This is a genomic window from Actinomadura viridis (assembly GCF_015751755.1).
In the GTDB taxonomy this organism is placed as follows: Bacteria; Actinomycetota; Actinomycetes; order Streptosporangiales; family Streptosporangiaceae; genus Spirillospora; species Spirillospora viridis.
In genome coordinates this window covers 4,173,903-4,197,308 of record NZ_JADOUA010000001.1, presented here as the reverse complement: position 1 = coordinate 4,197,308, position 23,406 = coordinate 4,173,903, and the positions used below count along the sequence as shown (strand labels likewise).

General features: G+C 73.1%; 23 protein-coding genes and 2 pseudogenes. 10 read left to right on the top strand and 15 right to left on the bottom strand.

Going from position 1 to position 23,406, the window contains the following annotated elements:
- The first annotated feature begins 14 nt into the window (after window positions 1-14).
- The gene (locus IW256_RS19045) at window positions 15-1,577 is read left to right on the top strand and encodes an FAD-dependent oxidoreductase (RefSeq protein WP_307828954.1); all 1,563 of its coding nucleotides are present in this window, start codon (window positions 15-17) and stop codon (window positions 1,575-1,577) included.
- Window positions 1,578-1,686: 109 nt separating this feature from the next.
- Here IW256_RS19045 and IW256_RS19040 read toward each other — a convergent pair whose 3' ends face one another.
- Window positions 1,687-2,484: an HAD-IIA family hydrolase gene (locus IW256_RS19040; RefSeq protein WP_197012272.1), complete on the bottom strand. Its 798-nt coding sequence runs from the start codon at window positions 2,482-2,484 to the stop codon at window positions 1,687-1,689.
- A 209-nt stretch (window positions 2,485-2,693) separates the two neighbouring features.
- On the opposite strand from IW256_RS19040, the gene IW256_RS19035 reads away from it, so the two are divergent.
- Together IW256_RS19035 and IW256_RS19030 are read left to right on the top strand one after the other, a co-directional pair.
- On the top strand, window positions 2,694-4,376 hold the full coding sequence (locus IW256_RS19035) for a class I adenylate-forming enzyme family protein (RefSeq protein WP_307828953.1): 1,683 nt from the start codon (window positions 2,694-2,696) through the stop codon (window positions 4,374-4,376).
- A 92-nt stretch (window positions 4,377-4,468) separates the two neighbouring features.
- Window positions 4,469-4,906, top strand: a complete 438-nt coding sequence (locus tag IW256_RS19030) for a RidA family protein (protein ID WP_307828952.1) — start codon at window positions 4,469-4,471, stop codon at window positions 4,904-4,906.
- Window positions 4,907-4,945: 39 nt separating this feature from the next.
- Here IW256_RS19030 and IW256_RS19025 read toward each other — a convergent pair whose 3' ends face one another.
- Both IW256_RS19025 and IW256_RS19020 read right to left on the bottom strand, forming a co-directional pair.
- Window positions 4,946-5,563 carry a TetR/AcrR family transcriptional regulator gene (locus IW256_RS19025; protein WP_197012270.1) on the bottom strand — a complete coding sequence of 206 codons (618 nt, stop codon included), beginning with the start codon at window positions 5,561-5,563 and terminating at the stop codon, window positions 4,946-4,948.
- Between the two features lie 99 nt (window positions 5,564-5,662).
- Complete coding sequence (locus IW256_RS19020; RefSeq protein WP_197012269.1) at window positions 5,663-6,238, bottom strand: TerD family protein; 576 nt, start codon at window positions 6,236-6,238, stop codon at window positions 5,663-5,665.
- 277 nt (window positions 6,239-6,515) lie between these two features.
- Here IW256_RS19020 and IW256_RS43130 point away from each other — a divergent pair.
- Together IW256_RS43130 and IW256_RS19010 are read left to right on the top strand one after the other, a co-directional pair.
- Window positions 6,516-6,992, top strand: a pseudogene (locus IW256_RS43130) (SRPBCC family protein); the annotation flags it as partial.
- 184 nt (window positions 6,993-7,176) lie between these two features.
- Window positions 7,177-7,533 (top strand): annotated as a pseudogene (locus IW256_RS19010) (SgcJ/EcaC family oxidoreductase); the annotation flags it as partial.
- 68 nt (window positions 7,534-7,601) lie between these two features.
- Here the strand turns inward: IW256_RS19010 and IW256_RS19005 are convergent.
- Complete coding sequence (locus IW256_RS19005) at window positions 7,602-8,060, bottom strand: Lrp/AsnC family transcriptional regulator (RefSeq protein WP_197012268.1); 459 nt, start codon at window positions 8,058-8,060, stop codon at window positions 7,602-7,604.
- A 131-nt stretch (window positions 8,061-8,191) separates the two neighbouring features.
- On the opposite strand from IW256_RS19005, the gene IW256_RS19000 reads away from it, so the two are divergent.
- On the top strand, window positions 8,192-9,406 hold the full coding sequence (locus tag IW256_RS19000; RefSeq protein ID WP_197012267.1) for a M20/M25/M40 family metallo-hydrolase: 1,215 nt from the start codon (window positions 8,192-8,194) through the stop codon (window positions 9,404-9,406).
- A gap of 17 nt (window positions 9,407-9,423) precedes the next feature.
- Here the strand turns inward: IW256_RS19000 and IW256_RS18995 are convergent, their stop codons facing one another.
- Window positions 9,424-9,882, bottom strand: a complete 459-nt coding sequence (locus tag IW256_RS18995; RefSeq protein WP_197012266.1) for a winged helix-turn-helix transcriptional regulator — start codon at window positions 9,880-9,882, stop codon at window positions 9,424-9,426.
- Between the two features lie 71 nt (window positions 9,883-9,953).
- Here IW256_RS18995 and IW256_RS18990 point away from each other — a divergent pair, with 71 nt between their 5' ends.
- Entirely contained in the window at window positions 9,954-11,198 is a 1,245-nt protein-coding gene (locus tag IW256_RS18990; RefSeq protein WP_231403844.1) for an MFS transporter, read from the top strand.
- On the opposite strand, the gene IW256_RS18985 is transcribed toward IW256_RS18990, so the two are convergent.
- Complete coding sequence (locus IW256_RS18985) at window positions 11,149-11,541, bottom strand: ArsR/SmtB family transcription factor (protein ID WP_197012264.1); 393 nt, start codon at window positions 11,539-11,541, stop codon at window positions 11,149-11,151. The two genes, IW256_RS18990 and IW256_RS18985, sit on opposite strands and share 50 nt — an antisense overlap.
- Before the next feature lie 111 nt (window positions 11,542-11,652).
- On the opposite strand from IW256_RS18985, the gene IW256_RS18980 reads away from it, so the two are divergent.
- On the top strand, window positions 11,653-12,111 hold the full coding sequence (locus IW256_RS18980; protein WP_197012263.1) for an ArsI/CadI family heavy metal resistance metalloenzyme: 459 nt from the start codon (window positions 11,653-11,655) through the stop codon (window positions 12,109-12,111).
- 103 nt (window positions 12,112-12,214) lie between these two features.
- Here IW256_RS18980 and IW256_RS18975 read toward each other — a convergent pair whose 3' ends face one another.
- The 8 genes from IW256_RS18975 to IW256_RS18940 all read right to left on the bottom strand — a co-directional run bounded on the left by IW256_RS18975 (window position 12,215) and on the right by IW256_RS18940 (window position 18,825).
- Window positions 12,215-13,447: an RNA polymerase sigma factor gene (locus IW256_RS18975; protein WP_197012262.1), complete on the bottom strand. Its 1,233-nt coding sequence runs from the start codon at window positions 13,445-13,447 to the stop codon at window positions 12,215-12,217.
- 8 nt (window positions 13,448-13,455) lie between these two features.
- On the bottom strand, window positions 13,456-13,794 hold the full coding sequence (locus IW256_RS18970; protein WP_307828951.1) for a YciI family protein: 339 nt from the start codon (window positions 13,792-13,794) through the stop codon (window positions 13,456-13,458).
- A gap of 62 nt (window positions 13,795-13,856) precedes the next feature.
- Window positions 13,857-14,270 carry a VOC family protein gene (locus tag IW256_RS18965; RefSeq protein WP_307828950.1) on the bottom strand — a complete coding sequence of 138 codons (414 nt, stop codon included), beginning with the start codon at window positions 14,268-14,270 and terminating at the stop codon, window positions 13,857-13,859.
- Window positions 14,271-14,514: 244 nt separating this feature from the next.
- A complete protein-coding gene (locus tag IW256_RS18960; RefSeq protein ID WP_197012261.1) occupies window positions 14,515-14,745 on the bottom strand; it encodes a hypothetical protein in 231 nt (76 codons plus the stop codon).
- Between the two features lie 185 nt (window positions 14,746-14,930).
- Window positions 14,931-15,563 (bottom strand): LysE family translocator, encoded by a 633-nt coding sequence (locus IW256_RS18955; protein ID WP_197012260.1) that lies wholly within the window; start codon window positions 15,561-15,563, stop codon window positions 14,931-14,933.
- 33 nt (window positions 15,564-15,596) lie between these two features.
- On the bottom strand, window positions 15,597-16,694 hold the full coding sequence (locus tag IW256_RS18950) for an aminotransferase class V-fold PLP-dependent enzyme (protein ID WP_197012259.1): 1,098 nt from the start codon (window positions 16,692-16,694) through the stop codon (window positions 15,597-15,599).
- Between the two features lie 75 nt (window positions 16,695-16,769).
- Complete coding sequence (locus IW256_RS18945) at window positions 16,770-18,143, bottom strand: alkaline phosphatase PhoX (RefSeq protein WP_197012258.1); 1,374 nt, start codon at window positions 18,141-18,143, stop codon at window positions 16,770-16,772.
- Between the two features lie 214 nt (window positions 18,144-18,357).
- Entirely contained in the window at window positions 18,358-18,825 is a 468-nt protein-coding gene (locus IW256_RS18940; RefSeq protein WP_197012257.1) for an SRPBCC family protein, read from the bottom strand.
- Window positions 18,826-19,022: 197 nt separating this feature from the next.
- Here IW256_RS18940 and IW256_RS18935 point away from each other — a divergent pair, with 197 nt between their 5' ends.
- The gene (locus IW256_RS18935) at window positions 19,023-19,622 is read left to right on the top strand and encodes a TetR/AcrR family transcriptional regulator (RefSeq protein ID WP_197012256.1); all 600 of its coding nucleotides are present in this window, start codon (window positions 19,023-19,025) and stop codon (window positions 19,620-19,622) included.
- Window positions 19,623-19,708: 86 nt separating this feature from the next.
- Here the strand turns inward: IW256_RS18935 and IW256_RS18930 are convergent, their stop codons facing one another.
- Window positions 19,709-20,725: a helix-turn-helix transcriptional regulator gene (locus tag IW256_RS18930; protein WP_197012255.1), complete on the bottom strand. Its 1,017-nt coding sequence runs from the start codon at window positions 20,723-20,725 to the stop codon at window positions 19,709-19,711.
- 63 nt (window positions 20,726-20,788) lie between these two features.
- Here IW256_RS18930 and IW256_RS18925 point away from each other — a divergent pair, with 63 nt between their 5' ends.
- Window positions 20,789-23,137, top strand: a complete 2,349-nt coding sequence (locus tag IW256_RS18925) for an ATP-binding cassette domain-containing protein (protein WP_197012254.1) — start codon at window positions 20,789-20,791, stop codon at window positions 23,135-23,137.
- Window positions 23,138-23,406: the final 269 nt, after the last annotated feature.

Here is a 23,406-nt window from a genome sequence, read left to right as displayed (position 1 = left end):
ACCAAGGAGAACGCGTGATCACAGATGTCGTCATCGCCGGCGGTGGCCCCAACGGGCTGATGCTCGCCTGCGAACTGAGCCTGGCAGGGGCCCGGCCGGTCGTGCTGGAGCGGCTGATCGAACCCAGCGAGGAACCGAAGGCGAACGGATTGCTCGGCCAGGTCGTGAGAATGCTCGACCACCGGGGACTGCACGAACGACTCAGTGGTGACCCCCACCCTCCGCGGCCGAACTCCGCCTACTTCATGTTCGGCGCGATGGGCCTGGACCTGAGCCTGCTGCAGGACAGCCCCGTCTACGCCCTGCCGGTGCCGCAGCGACGCATCGTGCAGGTCCTGCAGGAGCGCGCCATCGAACTGGGCGTGGAGATCCGCCGGGGACACCAGGTCGTCGGCCTGTCGCAGGACGACGACGCGGTGACCATCGACGTCGCGGGCCCCGGAGAGGCCTACCAGTTGCGGGCCCGGTACCTCGTCGGCGCGGACGGAGCTCACAGCACCACGCGCAAGCTCTCCGGCATCTCCTTCCCCGGCGTCACCTACGACCGGATGACCGTCTGCTCAGCGCACGCGACGGTCCCGGCGCAATGGATCGATCCCGCGACCGGTGCGCTCAACGTGCCCGGCCACGGCACCGTTCTTCCGTTCCTGCCCCACCGCACCGAACACGGCGGGTTCTCCTACGCGCCGATGCCCGGCCACCCGCCGCTGATCAGCACCACCGAGTGGGACAGGCCCGCGACCGACGCTCCCATGAGCCTGGAGGAACTGCGGGCGAGCATCCGCCGCGTACTCGGCGTCGACGTGCCGCTCGATCCGCCCGACGGCGCGGGGCCGCACGTGCTGCGCCGGCTGACCGGCGGCAACACCCGGATCGCCGAACGGTTCGCCGACGGCCGGGTGTTCCTGATCGGTGACGCCGCGCACGTGTACGCCGCCACGGGAGGCGGCCCAGGGCTCAACCTCGGCCTGCAGGACGCGGTCAACCTCGGCTGGAAACTCGCCGCGGAGATCCGCGGAAGCGCCCCGCCCGGACTGCTGGACAGCTACGAGACCGAGCGGCGATCGGCCGCCCAGCGCATGGTGCTGAACGCGCAGGCGCAATCGGCCCTGATAGCCCCCGGCGGCGATGTCACCGGACTGCGCGCGGTGTTCACCGAACTGCTCCGCGACCACAGCACCGTACAGCGCCTCGCCGACCTCCTCGCCGGCGCCGACGTCCGCTACGACATGGGCGAACCCCAGGCGCACCCGCTGACCGGCCGGTTCGCCCCGAACATGGACCTGCACACCCCGGCCGGACCACTCCGGCTGGCCGAGCTGACCAGAAACGCACGCCCTCTGCTGCTCGACCTGACCGAAGAGGCATCGCTGGCAGCGACACCCGCCCTGCGGCACGACCACGTCGACATCGTCACGGCGCGCTCCCACATCCCCGCACCCACCGCCCTGCTCCTTCGGCCGGACGGCTATGTGGCCTGGGCATCCGCATCGCCCCGGCCCGACCCCACGGAGATCGAAACACTCCGGGCAGCCTTGCAACGGTGGTTCGGAGTCATCGAACCCGCCCACACCTGAAGCCGTACGCGTCGACTCACGCAGGAAGGGGCCGCGACAGGTCAGGGACGGGCGGCGGGGACCGGGCGGGGACGGGGACGGGCGGCGGGGACGAGGCGGGCGGGCCGCGTCAGTCGCCGGAACGGTCCCCGATCATCGGCAGGACGTCGGCGATGGACGGCAGGACGTGCGAAGGGCGGAAGGGGAAACGGTCGACCTCCTCCTTGCGCGTCACGCCGCTGAGCACCAGGATCGTCTCCAGCCCGGCCTCCACCCCCGCCACCACGTCGGTGTCCATCCGGTCGCCGATCATGGCCGTGGCCTCGCTGTGCCCCTCCACCCGGTTCAGCGCCGTCCGCATCATCAGCGGATTGGGCTTGCCGACGAAGTAGGGGTCGACCCCCGTCGCCTTGGTGATCATCGCGGCGACCGCGCCGCACGCCGGAAGCGACCCCTCCGTCGAGGGCCCGATCGGGTCGGGATTGGTGGCGATGAACCGCGCACCCCGCTCGATCAGCCGGATCGCCCGCGTGATCTGCGAGAAGCTGTAGGTACGGGTCTCCCCCAGCACCACGTAGTCGGGGTCCAGGTCGGTCAGCACGTACCCGGCCTCGTGCAACGCGGTGGTCAGCCCCGCCTCGCCGATCACGTACGCCGTGCCCTCCGGCCGCTGGTCGGCCAGGAACTGCGCGGTGGCCAGCGCCGAGGTCCAGATCGCCTCGGCCGGAACCTGCAGCCCGAGGGAGGCCAGCCGCGCCGACAGGTCACGGCGCGTGTAGATGGAGTTGTTGGTCAGGACCAGGAAGCGTTTCCCGGAGGCCGTCAGCCGCCGGATGAACTCGTCGGCACCGGGGATGGGATGCCCCTCGTGCACCAGGACACCGTCCATGTCCGACAGCCAGTACTCGATCGGCTTGCGCTCGGTCATGCGCCCATTGTCGCAGTACGCGACCCCTCCCCGGCACTCCCGGCGGCCGGATGCGCACACGCGCACCCACGCCGTGCCTGCCGCATGCCCCGCCGTGTGCCCGCGACACCAGCGCGCCGGGAGGGCGCGGCCGTTGACCGCCCCCCGAACGGACCATAGATTCGCCGGAAGAGACGACCGATCGCTTGCTCGGCGCGCGGAGGTGGCCGGTGAAGAGCATCGCCGAGGTACGGGACGCCCTGACGGCGCCCGGACAGCCGTTCGAGACCGCCCTGATCGACGTCCGCGGCACCCCGACCCGCGTCTGGAAGCACGCGCCCACCACCCTGCGCGAGATCCTGGAACGATCCCGCGACCACGGCACCGCCGACTTCCTGGTGTACCAGGGCGAACGCCTGACCTTCGCCGAGCACCACGCCCGCGCCGCCGCGTTCGCCCACCGCCTCATCGACCGGTACGGGATCGGCAAGGGCGACCGCGTCGCCATCGCCATGCGCAACTACCCCGAATGGTCGGTGGCGTTCTTCGGCGCCGCCGTCGCCGGCGCGGTGGTCGTCCCCCTCAACGCATGGTGGAGCGCGGCCGAGCTGGAGTACGGGCTCACCGACAGCGGCGCCAAGGTCCTCATCGCCGACGCCCAGCGCGCCCGGCGGCTGGCCCCGGTCCTGCCCCGCCTGGGCGTGCCCACGATCGTGGTCCGCCCGGACGGGCCCCTGCCGCCCGGAGCCGACACCTACGACGGCGTCCTCGGCCAGGTCGACCCCGCCGCCCGGCCGCCCGAGGTGGCCCTCGACCCCGAGGACGAGGCCACGATCTTCTACACCTCCGGCACCACCGGACGGCCCAAGGGCGCGCTGGGCACCCACCGCAACATCACCACCAACCCCGTCAGCCTCGCCTACGGGATCGTGTCGGCGGGGGTCCGCGCCGGCGGCCGGGTGGCCGAGCTGATGGCGCCGCAACCCCGCGTCACCCTGCTCAGCGTCCCCTTCTTCCACGCCACCGGCTGCCACTCGGTCCTGGTCAGCAGCGCGCTGCAGGGCGGCACCGTGGTCCTGATGTACAAGTGGGACGTCCGGGAGGCGCTGCGGCTCATCGAACGCGAACGCGTCACCGGCTTCGGCGGGGTGCCCACCATGGCCTGGCAGGTCCTCACCTCCCCGGACCTGGACGCCTACGACACCTCCAGCCTCACCGGCGTCAGCTTCGGGGGCGCGCCCGCGCCCCCGGCCCTGGTCGACACGATCAGGCGGCGGCTTCCCGCGCGCACGCCCGGCAACGGCTACGGCCTCACCGAGACCTCCTCGGTCACCACCTACAACGCCGGCGCCAACTACCTGGAACGCCCCGACAGCGTCGGCCCGCCCGTGGCGGTGTGCGAGGTGAAGGTGGTCGACGCGGCCGGGGCCGAGCTGCCGCCCGGGGAGGTCGGCGAACTGCTGATCAAGGGCCCCAACGTCATCAAGGGCTACTGGAACAGGCCCGAGGACACCGCCCGCGCCTTCAGCGGCGGCTGGTTCCACAGCGGCGACCTGGCCCGCCTGGACCCCGACGGCTTCGTCTACATCGTCGACCGGGCCAAGGACATGCTGATCCGCGGCGGCGAGAACATCTACTGCGCCGAGGTGGAGGCCGCCCTCTACGAACACCCCGGCGTCGCCGACTGCGGTGTCATCGGCGTCCCCCACCCCGAGCTCGGAGAGGAGGTCGGCGCGGTGGTGCGCCCGCGGCCCGGCGCCGCGCTCACCACCGAGGAACTGCGCGCGTTCCTGGCCGACCGGATCGCCGCGTTCAAGATCCCCGCGCACGTGTGGTTCCGCGAGGAGGAACTGCCCCGCAACCCCGGCGGCAAGCTCCTCAAGACCCGCCTGCGCAGCGAACTGCTCGGCTGACCCCCGTCCCCGCCGGGCCCGCCTGGCCTCTGGCCCTGGCCTCGGGCGCTGGCCGTGCCCGGCCGGTGCCCGCCGCCGCTACTGTGGATCATGTGAGCGACGATGTGACCCGCCCCGGCACCGCCATCCGGCAGGTGTCCCCGCCCGCGCTGGCCCCCGGCCCCGGCTACAGCCACGTCATCTGCGTCGACGCCCCCGGGCGCCTGGTCGTCATCAGCGGCCAGGTCCCCCTGGACGCCGGCGGCGCGCTGGTCGGCCCCGGCGACCTGGCCGCCCAGACCCGCCAGGTCTTCACCAACCTCCGCGCGGCGCTGGAGGCCGCCGGAGCGGGCTGGGAGCACCTGGTCAAACTCGGCTACTTCGTGCGCGACGCCCGCCAGGTCGCCACCGTCCGCGCCGTCCGCGATGAGTTCCTGCCCGCCGGGATCGCCCCGGCCAGCACCCTGGTGGAGGTCTCCGCCCTCTTCCGCGACGACCTGCTCATCGAGATCGAGGCCCTGGCCGCCGTCCCCGCCTCAACCCCGGCCTGACCACCTGCCTGACCGGCGCCTCGCGCCGCCCGGGCCGTGTCAGCGCAGCGCCCGGATCCACAACGCGGCCGCCGCCTGGACGACCTCCCCCGCCGAACGGCCCGGCGGGGGATCCAGGACCGCTCCGTGGATCTGCGCCTCCACCCCCTGCACCAGCAGCAGCGCCGTCAGCCCCGGATCCGGGCCCCCGGCCCCCAGACGACGCAGGTGGTGCTCCACCTCGGCCGCCACCGCCCCCTGCAGCCGCCGCAGCTCGGCCGCCGCCTCCGGCGGGCGCGGCGCCTGGTCGTACAGCAGCCGGTGCATCTCCGGATCGGCGGCATGCCACGCCGCCACGGCCTCCACCAGCACGCGCACCGTCGCCTCCAGCCCCGGCCGCTCGGCGCGCAACCGGCCGAACAGCTCCCCCAGCCCCTCCACCGCCCGCGCCAGATGCCGCTCCCCCAGCGCGTACAGCAGGGCGTCCTTGTCGGGGAAGTACTGGTAGAGCGACCCGATCGACACCCCGGCCCGCTCGGCGATCTTGTTGGTGGTCGCGGCGGCGTAGCCGTGCCGGGCGAACAGCTCGGCCGCCGCGTCCAGGACTGCCTCGTAGGTCTCCCGGGAACGCTGCTGGCGCGGCCTCTTGCGGGGCGTGGAGATGGCGGCTCCGGACACGGGGACGGTGCGATCGAGGGTGGAGGAAGACAAGAGGGAGGGCGCGGGCCGGTCGCCCGCCGCCCTCCCCCGCGGTGCCTGCGCGGCTCCGCGCCGTCCTCAGACGTTGACGCCGAAGTCGGAGGCGATGCCCGACAGGCCCGAGGCGTAGCCCTGGCCGACCGCGCGGAACTTCCACTCCGTGCCGTGCCGGTAGAGCTCACCGAACACCATCGCGGTCTCGGTGGAGGCGTCCTCCGACAGGTCGTAGCGGGCGATCTCGTTGTTGTCGGCCTGGTTGACGATGCGGATGAAGGCGTTGCGGACCTGGCCGAAGTTCTGCTGCCGGTTGTCGGCGTCGTAGATCGACACCGGGAACACGATCTTGGTGACGTCCGCCGGGACCGAGGCCAGGTTCACCTTGATCTGCTCGTCGTCGCCCTCGCCCTCACCGGTGAGGTTGTCGCCGGTGTGCTCGACCGAGCCGTCGGGGCTCTTGAGGTTGTTGAAGAACACGAAGTGCTTGTCCGACAGGACCTTGTTCTCCTGCGAGCACAGCATGGCGCTGGCGTCCAGGTCGAAGTCGCTGCCGGTCGTGGTCCGCACGTCCCAGCCCAGACCCACCACGACCGCGGTCAGCCCGGGAGCCTCCTTCGTCAACGAGACGTTGCCGCCCTTGCTCAGACTGACTCCCACTGTGTCTACCTCCGTATCGACTCCGCGCGGACGCCTGTCATCCGCACGGTCTGTAACGAGAACGGTAGTCAACCGGTACCGGTTCCCGCCGCCGCCCCGGCAGCTCGGCGCGCCAGGGCCGCGTTCCCTCACCGTATTGGAAGCCCGCGCCCGAGATCGGGCGAACCGCCTCGTTCCCGTACCACTCCTCCACGGGAAACGAACATACTCGGACAGTTATATTCCAGTTGAGTTATATTAGGCCGGTCACCGCGCCCGAGCGAAAGGAGCACCACCCATGACCACCGCGCACGGCGGCGAGCCCACCGGACCCGAGCGCCCAACCGGACCGGACCACGAGGCCGGCGGCGGCCCCGACGGCACCGCGACCGTCGACGGCGACCACGCGCTCCTGCGCTTCGAACGCCGTCTGCGCCACCCCGCGTCACGGGTCTGGAAGGCCCTCACCGACCCCGCCGAACTGTCGGCGTGGCTGGCCCAGGCCACCCTCGAGCCCGCGGTGGGCGGCGAGTTCGAGCTGCGCTGGCTCAACACCGACGTCAACGGCGACTCCGCCGTCGCCCGCGGCACCGTCACCGCCTTCGACCCGCCGCGCCTGCTGGAACTGGACTCCGACATCCACGGCAGGCTGCGCTGGGAGCTGACCCCGCTGCCGGAGGGGACCCTCCTGGTGTTCACCAGCGAGCTGGACCTCCCCGGCGAGTACCTGCTGCAGACCCTGGCCGGATGGCACCTGCACCTGGACTACCTGGCCGAGGCCCTGGAGGGCGCCCGCGTCGACTGGCCCAACTGGACCACCACCCGCCACCAGGTCCTCCAGGACCGCTACGCCGCCCGGCTCGGCGCGCTGGACGCCGTACGGGGCCTCTACCAGCGCGTCCTGGACGCCTGGAACGCCCGCGACGCCGAGGCGTTCGCCGCCCCCGTTCCGCGAGGACGGCGAGTGCATCGGCTTCGACGGCACCTTCGACGCCGGCCGCGCCCGGATCGCCGAGCGGATCGGCCGCGTCTTCGCCGACCACGAGACCGGGACCTACGTCGGCAAGGTCAAGGACGTGCGGGTGGTCGGACCGGGCGCCGCCGTGCTGCGCGCCATCGTCGCCATGGTCCCGCCCGGCGCCGGCGACCTGCGCCCCGACCTCAACGCGATCCAGACCATCACCGCCGCCCAGCGCATGGGCCTGTGGCGGATCGTCAGCTTCCAGACCACGCCCGCGCAGTTCCACGGCCGCCCCGACGCCGTCCGGGCGCACACCGAGGAACTGCGCCAGGTGCTGCGCCGCCACGGCACCTGACACCGCCCGCACCGGCCCCTGCGCCGCCGGCCCGGCCCCGCGCGGGCCGGCCGGCCCGGTCGCGAGCCTCAGTCGATGACCTTGATCTTCTTCATGGTCGGCTGGGAGATGACGCGGGCGATGCCGGGAATGCCGATGATCTTGTTGGTCTGGAAGGCCTCGTAGGCGGCGTAGTCGGCGACCATGACCCGCAGGTAGTAGTCCGGCCGGCCGAACACCCGGCGGAACTCGATCACCTCCTCGTACGCGGCGACCGTGGCCTCCAGCTCCTCCAGGGTCTTCAGGTCGCTGATGCCGACCTCGATGGAGACGATGACCTCCAGCCCGCCACCGAGGGCCTCGTGGTCGATGGTCGCCCGGTAGCCGGAGATGACGCCGGACTCCTCCAGGCGCTTGACCCTGCGCAGGCACGGAGGTGGCGTGAGACCGACCCGCTTGGCGAGCTCGACGTTGGTCAGGCGACCGTCCCGGCTCAGATGAAACAAAATTTCGCGATCAACGGCATCCAGTTTGATTTCATTGCTCACACGTGCAGCTTAGCGCCATAAGTAGAAATCACATGAGGTGAATAACCGCCTAGAATTGCCGTAGGCAAAGCGGTGGCCACCGCGCGCGCTCCCTACCTGCGGCAGCGCTACGACGAAAGGTGATGATGATCATGACTTCCGCCGCGCGGCAGGTCCAGGAATGGCTGGACGGACGAGCCCGGGAGATGACCGCGCTCCTGGAACGGCTGGTGGCCGTGGACACGGAGAACCCGCCCGGCCGCGCCCTGGGCCGCTGCGCGCGGATCCTGCACCAGGCCATGGACGACCTCGGCCTGTCCCCGGAGATCATCGAGATCCCCGGCGCGCCCCCCGAACTGGACGAGCCGTGCATCGTACGCGGCACCGCCGGCCAAGGGGACAGGCTGCTGTACTTTCACGGGCACTTCGACGTCGTACCGGCCCAGAGCGATCAGCAGTTCACCGCGATGCGCCGCGACGGAAAGATCATCGGCCGGGGAACGGCGGACATGAAGGGCGGCATCGTCAGCATGCTCTACGGCGCCGCGGCCGCCAGGGAACTGGGACTGCTGAGGGAAGGACGGATCGTCGTGCACCTGGTGTGCGACGAGGAGACCGGCAGCGTCGCCGGCGCCGGCCACCTGCGCGACGCGGGGATGATCGACCCGTCCGCCGTGGCCATGGTCACCGCCGAACCCAGCGGCGGCGGCATCTGGAACGCCGCCCGCGGCGCCCTCTCCCTCCGGGTGGACGTCCGCGGCCGCGAGGCCCACGTCGGGCAGGCCGACCGCGGTGTGAACGCCTTCCGGCACATGCTGCACATCGCCCGCCCCGTCGAGCGGTACGCGGCCGAGATGGCCGAACGGCACACCGCCTTCCCCATGGACCCCGACGACGCGCGGGGCACGATGCTGGTCGTGGGCGGGCGCTCGGGCGGCGGGTCGAACTTCAACGTCGTGCCCGGCTCGGCGTACTTCACCGTGGACGGCCGCTACAACCCCGAAGAGGACCTCGGCGCGGAGGCCGAACGCCTCACCGCCCTCATCGAGGAGGCGGCGCGCGAGATCGGCGCCGATGTGTCGGTACAGGTCACCCAGCTGCAGCCCTCGGCCAGCACCGACGCCGGTCACCCGGCCGCCGCCGCGCTCGCCCGGGTGGCCGGTGAGGTCGAGGGCGCCGAGGCCCCGTTCCAGATGTGCGCGGGCATCCTGGAGATCCGCTGGTACGCGCAACTCGGCATCCCCGCGTTCGGCTACGGCCCGGGCCGTCTCGACGTCTCCCACGGCCCGGACGAGTACGTCGAAGAGGCCGCGATGCGCCGCGCCGCCGCCGTGTACGCCCGGTACGCGGGCGAGATGCTGTCCTGATCCCGGCCGCGTGCCTTCTACCGGATCTTCTGCACGCGGGTGGTGTCGGCGCGTAGAAGGGCGCCGTCGGCGCCGGCCGGCGCGAATTCCGGAACAGGGGTGCCGTGCTGGTCGACAAGGGTGGAGTGGGTCTCGCCCGGGGCGAAGGCGTGGCGCTCCCCCCACTGGCGCAGGGTGAGGACGACCGGGAAGAGGTCGCGGCCGGCGTCGGTGAGCACGTACTCCCGGCGGCGGCCCGACGGTGCGGTGCGCTGGACGAGGAGCCCGTGGGCGATGAGCTTGCGGAGGCGATCGGTGAGGATGTTGCGCGCGATGCCGGTGCGTCGCTGGAACTCGGTGAACGATCGTGCGCCGTCCATCGCGTCCCGGATGACCAGAAGGCTCCACCTGTCGCCGACGAGGTCGAGCGTGCGGGCGACGGGGCAGTCGGGGTCGGTCCAGTCGGGGTTCGGGGCGCCCGTGGTGGTGCGCGCCATGACACCTCCCGATCGGTTGCGGATTGAAACCATCATGCCGTACGGTCCAATTGGTTGCAAAATGCTACTTATTGGATCGGGGTGCGATGGACCTGTGGCGGCGGTCGCTGCTGGCGGTGGTGTGCGGTCTCGCTGTGGCGGGCGTGTACGCCGCGCAGCCGGTTCTGGAGCCGATGGGACGCGATCTCGGCGTGCCGCCAGGACTCACCGGGTGGATCGTCGCGACCGGCCAGCTCGGCTATCTGGCAGGACTGGTGCTGCTGGTGCCGCTCGGCGATGTGGTCGACAGGCGCCGGCTCATCGCCGTGCACCTGGCGCTCACCGCGGCGGGCATGATCCTGACGGCCTCGGCGCCGGCCGCGTGGATGGCGTTCGCGGGGCTCGCGGTGGCCGGGGTGTTCGCGGTCGTGGTGCAGACCACGGTGGCCTACGCCGCGTCGGTCTCGCCGCCCGCCGAACGCGGACGCACCATCGGCGCGGTGACCTCGGGCGTCGTGGTCGGCATCCTGGGCGCGCGGGTCGTGACCGGCACGCTCGCCCAGGCGTGGGGGTGGCGGAGCGTCTATGCCGTGCTCGCGGTGCTGTCACTCGGGCTCGCGGCCCTCGTCCTCCTCGTCCTGCCGCCGGAGGAGCGCTCCACCCGGCCTGCGGGGTACGGGCGGGCCGTCGCCTCGCTCGGCGGGCTGTTCGGGCAGCGCGTCTTCCTGACGCGCGGGCTCATCGCGTTCCTGCTGTTCGCATCGTTCGGAACCCTGTGGAGCGGACTGTCCCTGCCGCTGGCCGGCACGCCGTGGCGGCTGAGCGAGAGCCAGACCGGGCTGTTCGGCATCGCCGGACTCGCCGGCGCGCTCGGCGCGGCGCGCGCGGGACGGTGGGCGGATGCGGGACGGGCGGCCCCGGTCACCGGGCTCGCGCTCACCCTGCTCGTCCTCTCGTGGGCGGCGATCGCGCAACTGCCGTGGTCGCTGTGGGTCCTCATCGCCGGAATCGTGGTTCTGGACTTCGCGGTGCAGGCCGTGCACGTGAGCAACCAGCACCTGCTCACCGCCGCGCATCCCGAGCGCACCAGCGGCGCCATCGGCGGCTACATGGTCTTCTACTCGCTCGGCTCCGCCCTCGGCGCGGCCGCGACCACCGCCGTCTTCGCCGCCCACGGCTGGGCGGGCTCCAGCCTCCTCGGGGCCGGATTCGCCATCTGCGCGCTGGCCGTCTGGGCGGCCGACAGGCGTCACGCGGCCGCCGGGACCGCGGCCGAGGAGGAGGCCGTCACGAGGAGGACCCGGGGTCGGGCGGCGGCCGGCCGCCGGGACGGGTGAGGATCTCCGCGAGCCGGTCGGTCGTCTCCGGCACGAGCCGGTAGTACACCCAGGTCCCGCGCCGCTCCCCGTCGATCAGCCCCGCCTCGCGCAGCAGCTTGAGATGGTGGGAGATCGTCGGCTGGGACAGCTCGAAGGCGGGGGTCAGGTCGCACACGCACACCTCGCCGCCCGCCCGGGAGGCGATCAACGACAGCAGCTGCAGCCGCACCGGATCCCCCAGGGCCTTGAACACCCGCGCCAGCTCGCCCGCCTCTCCAGCGGCGAGGGGAGCGGTCAGCAGGCCGGGGCAGCAGCCCGCCACGCCGTCCTGGCCCAGCACCCGAAGCTCCTGTTTCGACATGCTTCTATATTGACATTCCTCGAAACAAGGTGCAACGGTGGATAGAGGAACATCGATACAAGCCGATAGCGGTACCAGCCGATGTCGGCACCAGCCGATGAGGAGACCGCCATGTCCCGCGTCCAGCTCGCTCTGCGCGTCGCCGACCTCGAGGGGTCGATCGCGTTCTACTCCAAGCTGTTCGGCGCCGAGCCCGCCAAGGTCCGGCCCGGCTACGCCAACTTCGCCATCGCCGAGCCCCCGCTCAAGCTCGTACTCCTGGAAGGCGACGCCGACGAGCCGACCCGCCTGGACCACCTCGGGGTCGAGGTCGAGACCACCGAGCAGGTCACCGCCGCGACCACCCGCCTGGCCGGCGCGGGCCTGGCCACGTTCGAGGAGAACGACACCTCCTGCTGCTACGCGCTGCAGGACAAGGTGTGGGTCACCGCGCCGGGCGCCGAGCCCTGGGAGGTCTACACGGTCAAGGCCGACGCCGACGACCTCGGCAAGAGCGCCGGCGGCGCCCCGTCCGCCTGCTGCACCACCGACCAGGCGGCCCAGACCGGATGCGTCTGCGGCCCCGGCTGAACCGCCCGCCCCCGGCCCGGACGGTCGCGGCTCCAGCCAGGCCCCGGGCCGGACGAAGCCCACCTCGCCGGCCGCCCGCCCCGCGCTCCGGGCAGGGGACGCTTCAGTCCCACGACAGGCGGTGATGGAGCAGGACCTGCTGGGCCGGGTTGGTGGAGAGGGCCAGCGCCTGCCGGTCGGCGGCCCGGGCGGCCTCACTCCGGCCGAGGGCGCGCAGGAGCTCGGCGCGGGTGGCGTGATACAGCGGGTAGTGCCGCAGAGCGCCGCGATCGGCGTCCGGGAGAGCGTCCAGGTCGGCGAGCGCGTTGCGAGGGCCGCCGCGGGCACCGGGGTGGTGGTGCAGGGCGATGGCGCGGTTCAGGTGATGCACCGGCGAGGGGGCCAGGGCCAGCAGCATGTCGTACAGCACCACGATCTGGGGCCAGTCCGTCGCCTCCCACGTGGCGGCCTCGGCGTGACAGGCGACGATCGCGGCCTGCAGCTGGTACGGGCCGGGACGGCGCAGCGCGGCGGCGCGCCGGAGCACCCGGGTCGCCTCGGTGATCGCCTCCCGGTCCCACCGGCCGCGGTCCTGGTCGGGCAGCAGGACCAGCCCGCCGGCGGGGTCGAAGCGGGCGCCGGTACGGGCCTGGTGCAGCCGGATCAGGGCGAGCAGGCCGAGGACCTCGGGCTGTCTGGGCATCAGCCAGGCCAGGTGGGCGGCCAGCCATTCGGCGTCGCCGGCCAGGTCGGCCGCATACGGGCGGTCGCCGGCGCTGGTCAGGTACCCCTCGTTGAACAGCAGGTAGATGACCGCCAGGACCTGCCCGAGCCGGTCGGGCAGCTCGCTCTCGGCCGGGACGCGGTACGGGACGCCCGCGTCGGCGATCTTGCGTTTGGCGCGGGTGATGCGCCGGCCGACGGTCGCCTCGGGGACCAGGAAGGCGGCGGCGATCTGCGCGGTGGTCAGCCCGCACACGGTGCGCAGGGTCAGCGCGATCTGCGCGGTACGGGGCAGCGCCGGGTGGCAGCAGGTGAAGACCAGCTTCAGCCGGTCGTCGGGCTCGGACGGCACCGGCCAGGCGAGCCGGGCGAGCCTGTCGCGGTGGAGGGCCTGGCGCCGCAGGACGTCGACGCCGCGGCGGCGGGCGACCGTCAGCAGCCAGGCGTCGGGATGGGCGGGGATCCCCTCGGCCGGCCAGCGCCGCAGGGCGGTCTCGACGGCGTCGGCGACGACGTCCTCGGCGGCGGCGAAGTCGCCCAGCACCCGCACCAGGCACGCCGTCAGCCGGCCCGTGTGCTCGCGTACCACGCGGGCCAGCTCGGCGTGCGCCCGATGGCGCGGTGGGTCGGTCACCGGCCCGGTCAGGTGATCGGGCGGATCTCGACGATCGGGCAGGCCGGCCAGGACCGCGCGATCGCCATCGCCTCGTCCAGGTCGGCGACCTCGATCTCGGCGTAGCCGGTGATCACTTCCTTGCCCTCCACGAACGGCCCGTCGGTGACGATGGCCTCGCCGCCGGTCGACCGCATCGTGGTGGCGGTCTCGGCCGGGCGCAGGTGCGCGTGGTGGGTGATCTGGGCGGCGTGCTCGGCGAACCAGCGGCCGACCGCCTCGAACGCCTCCTGCCGCCGCGCCTCGCTCATCTCCTCCAGCTCCCGCGCGAACTCCTCGGTCTCCACGAACATCAGGACGTACTTCACGTTCTCGCTCCTTCCCAGGCAGCCGGCCGGCGTACCCGCGGCCGGCGTGCTCGAGCGGTCGTCTACTCGGCGGTCGCCTGCTCGGGCAGGGGGCAGTACAGGTCGACGCCGTTGCCGTCGGGATCGGTCACGGTGGCGTACCGCATCCCCCAGAAGGCGTCCCAGGGTTCCGTGACCCCGGCGTGCCCCGCCTCGGTGAGCTCGGCGTACTTGGCGTCGACGGCGGCCGGGGTGTCGAACTGGAAGGCCAGGAAATTGCGTGGATCCCCGGTGGGCCGGCTCCGGGCCTTGGTCTGGGTGGCGGCGCGGAAGCTCTCGGTGTCCAGCATCAGGTGCAGCCCGCCGGGCAGGTCGCAGCCCGCGTGGTCGGGATGGGCCTCGTCGATGGTGAAGGCCGGCCCGAGGCGGGCGTAGAAGGCGATCGCGGCCTGCATGTCGGCCACCACGATGTCGATGGTGTTCAGGGTCGGGGGCACGGGCCCGTTCCTTTCCGGTCGTGGGGATGGGCCTTCATCTCCCAGACGAACGGGCGGCGGCCCGATCCGACATCTCCGGACACCGATTTCGGCAGACCTCTCGGGGAGGGCGGTCGCCGGCCTGGCCGGCGTGTCAGCGCCGGGTGTGAACGGACCGAACGCCGCGCTGAAACGGCGGCACCCGGGCAGAGGAACCCTCAAGGAGTCCTGAGGGCTCCTGCGACGGCGCGTGCGGAAGGCCTGGCTAGGTGGTGCTGCCGGAACGGCGGCCAGGGTCGGCGACCCCCGGGCGGCAGGTCACCAGCCGCGAACGCGGACCCGGCGGACGGCCCTGCCGCGGCCCGGGCCGCGGGGGCGGCGGCTGCCCGCGCGCCGGGGTCCTGCGCGCCAGGCGGGCGTCGATCCTGGAGATCAGCGCGCCGACGGCGCAGATGCCGCCGAACACGGCCAGCAGGTACACCAGGCTCCACACCACTTCCCCCTCCCCCGGTCCTCTCGATGAAGAAGACGCCCGGCCGGCGGCGGAGGTTGCCCGATCTCCCCCGGCACCCTCGCACGGACCGCGCTGGACATCACCGGTCTGGAACGCCGAACGCGCCAGAGCACCCCGCCGGCCGGCGCGCGGCACCTCGGCCGCGCCCGAGCCGGCCGTGCCGGCGATCAGGCGCGGGTGGCGGCCAGGCGCACGCCCAGCGCGATCAGCGCCGCCCCGGTCAGCGCGTCGATGGCGCGCCGGACCCGTTCACGCGCGAACACCCTGCGCAGCGTCCCCACGACGTTGGCCACGATCGTGAACCACAGGGCGGCCACCACGGCGGCGGTCACCGACAGCACCAGCGTGTCGGTGACCGCGGGGTGATCGCCCAGGAACTGCGGCATCAGCGCGACGAAGAACACCGCCGCCTTCGGGTTGAGCACGTTGCACAGCAGGCCCTGGCGGAACGCCGACCAGGACGACGGCCGCGGCTGATCCTGCGGCTCGCCCTGCGGGCCCGCGCCGCCCCCGGCCGCCGCGCGCAGGGCCCGCACCCCCAGGTACAGCAGGTACACCGCGCCGACGATCTTGACGACGGTGAAGGCGGTCGCCGAGGCCGCCAGCAGCGCCGCCACCCCCAGCGCCGCCGCCCCGGCCCACACCAGCACCCCGGCGGCGACCCCCAGCGCGGTCACCGTCCCGCCGCGCCGGCCGCCCACGGCCGCGTGCCGCACCACGATCGCGAAATCGGGTCCGGGCGACATCGCGCCCAGCCCCATCGTCACCGCGAACGCGATCACCTGTCCCGTCCCCGCCATCCCCGCTCCTTCTCCCTCCCGGCCGCGGCCGGGTCAGGCACCCTCGTTCCGGCCCGCGTCGATCACGCGGCCGGCCAGCAGATCCACCGCCCGGTCCACATCGTCCCGGGAGGTGCTCAGATGGAAGGCGCAGCGCAGCCGGCCGGCCCGCACCGAGGCGATCACGCCGTGCTCGCGCAGCACCTGGGCGGTGCTCTCGGTCACCGGCACCGACACGATCGCCGAGTCCCCCGGCCCCAGGCCCAGGCCCTCCCGGAACCGGGCGGCCATCGCGAGGTCGTGGGCGTGCACGGCCTCCACACCGACCCGCTCCAGCAGCTCCAGCGCCGGAGCCTGCCCCACCCAGCTCTGCCAGGCCGGGGACAGGTCCAGCCGCCTGCCGTCATCGGCCAGCCGCAGCGGCGCCCCGTACACCGAGTCCCAGATCTCCGCGCCGGCGTACCAGCCCGCACCGATCGCCGGGAGCTCGGCAAGGGCCTGCGGCGTCCCCGCCAGGAAGCAGGTGCCGCGCGGGCCCAGCAGCCACTTGTAGCCGCCGCACACCAGCAGGTCCACCCGGTCGGCGGGCAGGGGCAGCCACCCCGCCGCCTGCGTGGCGTCCAGCAGCACCCGCGCACCGTGCGCGCGGGCCGCCCCGATCAGCGCCTCCATCGGCGCGATCCGGCCGTCGGCCGACTGCACCGCCGACACCGCCACCAGTCCCACCCCGGCCTCGACCGACTCGGCGATCCGCTCCAGCGGCACCGAGCGCACCACCAGCTCCGGCCGGGCCAGGAACGGGAACAGCAGCGAGGTGAAGTCGCCGTCGGCCACCAGCACGGTCGTGCCGGCGGGCAGCGACGCGGCGACCAGGCCCACGAAGTAGGACACCTGCGGGCCGATCGCGATCCGCTCCGGCGGCAGCCCCACCAGGCGGCCGAACGCCGCCCGGGACCGTCCCACCGCCTCGTCCAGTACGTCGGTGGTCATCAGTCCCGCGGCCCGGTCGCTTTCGGCAGCCAGCACCGCCTCGTGCGCGGCGCGGGGCGGCAGGCCGTAGGTGGCGGTGTCGAGGTAGGCGACTTTTGCAGTGAACTCCGCCCGCGCCGTGCTAACCGGGAGCGTGCCCGCCGATGCGGAGGAGATGCCCATGGGACGATCATGGCCGGTCCCCGCCCCGCGCCACAAGGCGAGGGGCGGGAACCGGCACGCTGGATCAAGCCGCGGTCACCGGCGGCGCCAGGGGCCGGTGACGGCGAAGGTCGTCCCCGGGGAGTAGACGTTGACGAACATCGTGCGGCCGTCCGGGGAGAAGGTGACCCCGGCGAACTCGCCCCACTCGGGCTCGGCGTCGGTGCCGGTGTTCTGCCGGTTGCGCGCCATCGGGTAGACCTTGCGGTCGCGGGTGACGCCGTAGACGTACTGCGCCCCGCCGCCGTCCTCGCACACCATCAGCCCGCCCTGCGGGGCCAGGGCGATGTTGTCGGGGGACTCCCCGAGGGTGTCGACGTCGGTGTCCGGCCCGAACGCGATGACCAGCGTCAGGCGGCGCCGGCCCGGTTCGTAGGACCACACCTGGCCGAAGTGGTCGGCCAGCGATCCCTCGCTCTTGCGGGCGAAGCTGGCGACGAAGTAGACCCGGTCTCCGCCCCAGTAGCAGCCCTCCAGCTTCTGGGCGTGGGTGATGCCGCCGCGCCCGAAGTCCTGCAGGCGGATGGGGGTCTGCTTGGCCAGCGGGTCGGGCACCGGCACCCATTCCACGCCGTCGAAGGAGGTGCCCGGGGCCTGCACCACCGCCAGGTCGGGGACGCCCGGCACGCGCAGCGCCTCCAGGCGCCCTCCGGCGCGCAGGCTGCCCGGGCCGCCCTTGGGCTTGTTGGGCAGGAACCGGTAGAACAGGCCGAACGGCTTCTCGAAGGCGTCCTCGGTCTCGTACACCACCCCGTCGCGCGGGTCGATCGCGACGGCCTCGTGCTGGAAGCGTCCCATCGCCGTCAGCGGCACCGCCCCGGAGCGTTCGGGCCGGACCGGGTCGACCTCGAAGACGAAGCCGTGGTCCTTGGTGTAGCCGTTGGTGCCGGCCTTGTCCTCGTTCTCCTCGCAGGTGAGCCAGGTGTTCCAGGGCGTGGGGCCGCCGGCGCAGTTGACCGCCGTGCCCGCGATGGCCACGCGTTCGGTACGGACCGCGCCCTCGGAGGAGACCTCCAGGGTGGTGCAGCCGCCCTTGGCCTCGGGGTCGTAGGTGATCCCGGAGATCGCGGGAACGCGGTGAGGGGAGGTGGGGCGGTTCTCGTGGTTGCGTACCAGCCAGACGTGGCCGGGCCGTCCGGGGAAGGCGGCCATGCCGTCATGGCAGCTGGGGACCGGTCCCTGCCCCGACCGCATCGCCTGCCCCTCGCGCGAGAGGATCCGGTAGCGGAAGCCGCGGGGAAGGTCGAGGATCCCGGCGGGGTCGGGCACCAGGGGCCCGTAGCCGGCCGTGCCGCCGACGTGCGCGGCGGCGCTGCTCCCGGCGAACAGCTGCTCGACCGAACCGGTGAAGGCGATGCCCGCCCCCACCGCGCCGCTTCGGGCAAGGATCTGACGTCGCGTGACGGACATGGTCCCTCCTAGCGCCATGATGTTAAAACCCCATGTTTGTAACACAAGTCACACCTGGGCCGGAATGCCTATCCAGACTCTAATTTCACATGTGCGAGAGTTCTGATCGCATGGTTCATAACATCCGGTGTATCCGCCCGCCGCTCCCCGGACCAGACGGCGGCCGCGCCCCGCGGGGCGCGGCCGCCTGCCGGACCGAAGGGCGGTCCCTGGCTCAGCGGGTCGGGTCCTGCCCGACCTCACCGCGCCAGGCGCCGGTCTCCTCGCCCTGCCGGGCCTCGATGAACTTCTTGAAGCGGTCCAGGTCGCCGTTGACGCGCCGTTCCACGATCTTGAGCCGTTCGGCGGCCTTCTCGGCCGCGCCCTCGGGCGCGAACTCCATCTGCAGCATCACCCGGGTCGTCTCGGGGGCGATCCGGTGGAAGGTCACCACCCCGGCCTGGCGGGGCGTGTCGACGGAGGTCCAGGCGATCCGCTCGTCGGGGCGCTGCTCGGTGATCTCGGCGTCGAACTCCCGCGTCACCCCCGCGATGCTGGTCTTCCAGTGCGTGCGGGTGTCGGACACCTGCTCGATCCGGTCCACGCCCTCCATGAACCGGGGAAAGTCCTCGAACTGGGTCCACTGGTTGTAGGCCGTCCGGACGGGGACGGCGACATCGATCGAGCGTTCGATCGTGCTCATGTCTGCTACTTCCTCCTTTGCCGGACTTCTCGCGGTTTCGATTGTTCGCCACCTCCCCGAGAGACGGACGGCCAAACGTGCGGGCGCCCGCACGGCCCGGCGGCACCGCCGCGCTACAGTAAGCGAACGACCGTTCGGAAACCGGCGACCGGAACCGGTGACAGGCAAGACGGGTCAGACAGGCAAGGAGTCCAGCCGTGGCACGCCCGCGCACCACCAGTGACGAGGCGATCCTGCGCGCGGCCGGCCGCGCCCTGGGCCGCCTGGGACCGGGGCGACTGACCCTGGGCGCCGTGGCCGAGGAGGCCGGGCTGGCCCCCGCCACCCTCGTCCAGCGGTTCGGGTCCAAACGCGGCCTGCTGCTCGCCCTCGCGCGCCAGGCCGGGCCGGGCGCCCGCGACCACTTCGCCCGCGCCCGCCACGACCACCCCGCCCCCCTGGACGCCCTGTACACCGCGCTGGGCGCCATGGCCGCGATCGTCCGCACCCCCGAGGACATGGCCTTCAGCGTGGCCTTCCTCCAGCTCGACCTCACCGACCCCGAGTTCCGCGACCTGGCGGCCGTCCACGCCCGCATCGTCGGCGAGGAGATCGCCGCGCTGCTGGAGTCGGCCGCGGACGCCGGCTCGCTGGCCGCCGGCACCGACACCGCCGCCCTCGCCCGCTCGGTGCAGATCACCTACAACGGCGTCCTGATCCTGTGGTCCCTGGCCGGACACGGCGACGACCTGGTCCAGACCCTGCACACCGACCTCGACCGGCTGCTGGCCCCGCACCGCGCCGCCACCCCTGCCTGACCCACCTGCCCTGACCCCACCGGGCCTGCTCTGCCCGCCCGGCCTGAGTCTTCCCGGCTCCACCGGCCGTCCGGGCAGGTACGCGGTCAGTCCCGCGGCGCGGCACCCCCCGCAGCACCCGCACCCCCCGCGCCCTCCACGCCCTCCGTGGCGCGCAGCAGGCGGCGGCCCAGATCCCGCAGGCACCCGGCCAGCTCCGGCGGCTCCAGCACGACGAACTCGATCTCCAGGAAGGCCAGCCGCAGCGCCGTGTACTCCAGCGAATCGGCCGCCGTGCGCAACCTGCAGGTGCGCTCGTCGACCGGCTCCAGCTCCGCCTCCGCCACCCGGAACCGCTCGGCCACCTCCGAGGCCGGCGCGTACACCAGGACAACGGCCTGGTGCCGGGGCCGTGAGGCGGCCAGCGACCGCCTGGCGAACGCCGCGGCGTCCCCGCCCGGCGGCTCCCGCGGCCCCGACCGCACACCGGTCGGCAGCGGATCCTCCAGGCGGTCCACCCGGAAGGTCCGCCAGTCTCCCCGGCCGACGTCCCACGCCACCAGGTACCAGCGGCGCCCCGCCGACACCAGCCCGTACGGCTCGACCAGGCGCCGCGTCACGGCCTCGTCCTTGTCGCGGTAGGCGAAACGCAGCCGCTCGCGGTCCCGGCACGCGGTGGCGATCACCGTCAGCGTCCCGGGCGCCACACCCGTACCCGCCGGCGGCGCCGAGATCGGCGCCATCGCGGTGTGCAGCGCGTTCACCCGGCGCCGCAGCCGGTCCGGCAGCACCTGCTCCAGCTTGGCCAGGGCGCGCACCGAGGTCTCCTCGATGCCCTCGATCCCGCCGCCCGCCGCCGCGCCCCGCAGCCCCAGCGCGATCGCCACGGCCTCCTCGTCGTCCAGCAGCAGCGGCGGCATCGCCGTCCCCGCCTCCAGCCGGTACCCGCCCGCCGCCCCCAGCTCGGCGTGCACCGGATATCCCAGGAGCCGCAGCCGCTCCACGTCGCGGCGCACGGTCCGCACCGTGACCCCCAGCCGCCCGGCCAGCTCCGGGCCGGGCCAGTCGCGGCGGGTCTGCAGCAACGACAGCAGCCGCAGCAGCCGCCCAGAGGTGTCGCTCACACGCCCCAGTATGCGCACGAAACAGGACCGATCCTGACCTGGATCGTCCCTAGCGTGGGCCGCATGACCACGACGCAGGACAGCACGACGCAGGACAGCACGACGCAGGACACGACCCCACCCCACCGGGACACCATCCTGATCGAAGGCGCCCGCGCCAACAACCTCAAGGACGTCTGCCTGCGCATCCCCAAGGAACGGATCGTGGTGTTCACCGGGGTGTCGGGGTCGGGCAAGTCCTCGATCGTCTTCGACACCGTCGCGGTGGAGTCCCAGCGCCAGCTGGGCGAGACCCTCTCCTGGTTCGCCCGCGACCGGCTGCCCAAGCACGAACGCCCCGCCGCCGACGTCATCGACCACCTGACCCCGGCCGTCGTGGTCGACCAGCGGCCGATCGGCGGCAACTCCCGCTCCACCGTCGGCACCATCACCGACATCCTCGCGGTTCTGCGCGTCCTGTTCTCCCGGTGCGGGCAGCCCGCCGCCGGGGAGGCCTCGGCCTTCTCCTTCAACGACCCCCAGGGCATGTGCACCGGCTGCGACGGCCTGGGCCAGGTCGTCGGCGTCGACCTGGACGCCTTCCTCGACACCTCCAGGAGCCTCAACGAGGGCGCCGTGCTGTTCGAGCCGTTCAAGGTCGGCAGCTGGCACTGGCAGCTGTACGCCGAGTCGGGGCTGTTCGACCCCGACAAGCCCCTGCGCGACTACACCGAGGCCGAGTGGGACCTGCTCCTGCACGGCAAGGGCTTCCGGGTGCCGCGCCGCAACCGGACCGGCGAGACCGGCAGCAACCCCTACGAGGGCCTCGTCGAACGCTTCGAGCGCCTCTACCTCAAACGCGACCTCGACGCGCTCCCGGGCACCGCCCGCCAGGCCGCCCGCCGGGTCGTCACCGAACGCCACTGCCCGGACTGCCACGGCGCCCGCCTCAACGCCGCCGCCCTGGCCTGCCGCATCGCAGGCCGCAACATCGCCGAACTGTGCGCCCTGGAGGTGAGCGACCTCATCGCCGCGCTCACCGCGTTCGCCGGGACCGGCGACCCGGTCGGCGCGCCCATCGCCGCCGCGGCGATCGACCGGCTGCGGCGCCTGGAGGCCATCGGCCTGCCCTACCTCAGCCTGGACCGGCCGACCTCCACCCTCTCCGGCGGCGAGGCCCAGCGCCTGAAGGTGGTCCGCCACCTGGGCTCCAGCCTCACCGGCCTGACCTACATCTTCGACGAGCCCAGCACCGGCATGCACCCCCGCGACGTCGGCCGCCTCAACGGCCTGCTCCGCCGGCTGCGCGACAAGGGCAACACCGTCCTGGTCGTCGAGCACGACCCCGACGTCATCGCCAACGCCGACCACGTGATCGACATGGGACCGGGCGCCGGCGCCCGCGGCGGCCGGGTGGTGTTCGAAGGCCCCGTCGACCGGCTGCGCGCCTCCGGCACCCTCACCGGCCGCCGCCTGCGCCGCCCCGCCACCGTCAAGCCGCACTTCCGCACCCCCACCGGACGGCTCACCGTCACCGGCGCCCGCCTCAACAACCTCAAGGACGTGACCGTGGACTTCCCCACCGGCGTCCTCACCGCCGTCACCGGCGTCGCCGGATCGGGCAAGAGCACCCTGGTATCGCAGGTGTTCGCCGTCCGCCACCCCGAGGCGATCGTGGTCGACCAGTCGCCCATCGGCGCCTCCCGGCGCTCCACTCCCGCCACCTACATCGGCGTGATGGACCCGCTGCGCCGCCTGTTCGCCAAGGCCGGCGGCGCCGACCCCGCCCTGTTCAGCCACAACTCCAAGGGCGCCTGCCCCGGCTGCGACGGCCACGGCGTCATCGTCACCGACCTGGCGTTCATGGACCCGGTGACCACCACCTGCCGGACCTGCCGGGGAAGCCGCTACCGCCCCGAGGCCCTCGCCCACACGCTGCGCGGCAGGACCATCGTGGACGTCCTGGCCATGACCGCGCGGGAGGCGCTGGACCTCTTCACCGAGGAACCCCTGGTCACCAGGCTGCGCGCGCTCGACGAGGTGGGCCTCGGCTACCTCGCCCTCGGGCAGCCGCTCGGCTCCCTGTCGGGCGGCGAGCGCCAGCGCGTCAAACTCGCCCACCAGCTGCACCGCACCGGACAGGTGTACGTCCTGGACGAGCCGACCACCGGCCTGCACATGGCCGACGTCGACACCCTGGTCGCGCTGCTGGACCGGCTGGTGGACGCCGGCAACACCGTGATCGTCATCGAGCACGACCTGGACGTCGTCCGCCGCGCCGACTGGGTCATCGACCTGGGACCCGACGGCGGCAAGCACGGCGGCGAGATCGTCTTCACCGGCACGCCCGCCGCGCTGCTGGAGGCCACCGGCTCCATCACCGCCGCCCACCTGCGCAAGGCCGTCTCCGCCGCCCCGGACGGCACCGGCTGACCGCGCCCCGCGCCGCTCCGGCTGGCGGCCCGGCGGCCCGGCGCGGCGGGCGGTGGGACGTGGGGGACGCGGCGACCGATGGCCACCCGGGCATCGACTTTGGTCTAGGCGACCTGGCACCTGGGCCGATGCCCGTCCCCGCCGCCGCCCGCCACCCTGGGGAAGGTCCCGCTCGCCTTCACCAGCCGACCATCGCCAGGGGGAGACTCGATGGCCGCCACCGCCCCGGAACGCTGGGCGCTCGAACTCGACGGACGGCTCCTGGAGGT

Excerpts from the sequence above, each read along its gene's own strand:
- IW256_RS18955 (WP_197012260.1), bottom strand. The coding sequence starts at position 15,563 with ATGGCGGGGACGGGACAGGTGATCGCGTTCGCGGTGACGATGGGGCTG.
- IW256_RS18950 (WP_197012259.1), bottom strand. The coding sequence starts at position 16,694 with ATGGGCATCTCCTCCGCATCGGCGGGCACGCTCCCGGTTAGCACGGCG.
- IW256_RS19000 (WP_197012267.1), top strand. The coding sequence starts at position 8,192 with ATGACTTCCGCCGCGCGGCAGGTCCAGGAATGGCTGGACGGACGAGCC.
- IW256_RS18995 (WP_197012266.1), bottom strand. The coding sequence starts at position 9,882 with ATGGCGCGCACCACCACGGGCGCCCCGAACCCCGACTGGACCGACCCC.
- IW256_RS18985 (WP_197012264.1), bottom strand. The coding sequence starts at position 11,541 with ATGTCGAAACAGGAGCTTCGGGTGCTGGGCCAGGACGGCGTGGCGGGC.
- IW256_RS18925 (WP_197012254.1), top strand. The coding sequence starts at position 20,789 with ATGACCACGACGCAGGACAGCACGACGCAGGACAGCACGACGCAGGAC.
- IW256_RS18980 (WP_197012263.1), top strand. The coding sequence starts at position 11,653 with ATGTCCCGCGTCCAGCTCGCTCTGCGCGTCGCCGACCTCGAGGGGTCG.
- IW256_RS19040 (WP_197012272.1), bottom strand. The coding sequence starts at position 2,484 with ATGACCGAGCGCAAGCCGATCGAGTACTGGCTGTCGGACATGGACGGT.
- IW256_RS18945 (WP_197012258.1), bottom strand. The coding sequence starts at position 18,143 with ATGTCCGTCACGCGACGTCAGATCCTTGCCCGAAGCGGCGCGGTGGGG.
- IW256_RS18940 (WP_197012257.1), bottom strand. The coding sequence starts at position 18,825 with ATGAGCACGATCGAACGCTCGATCGATGTCGCCGTCCCCGTCCGGACG.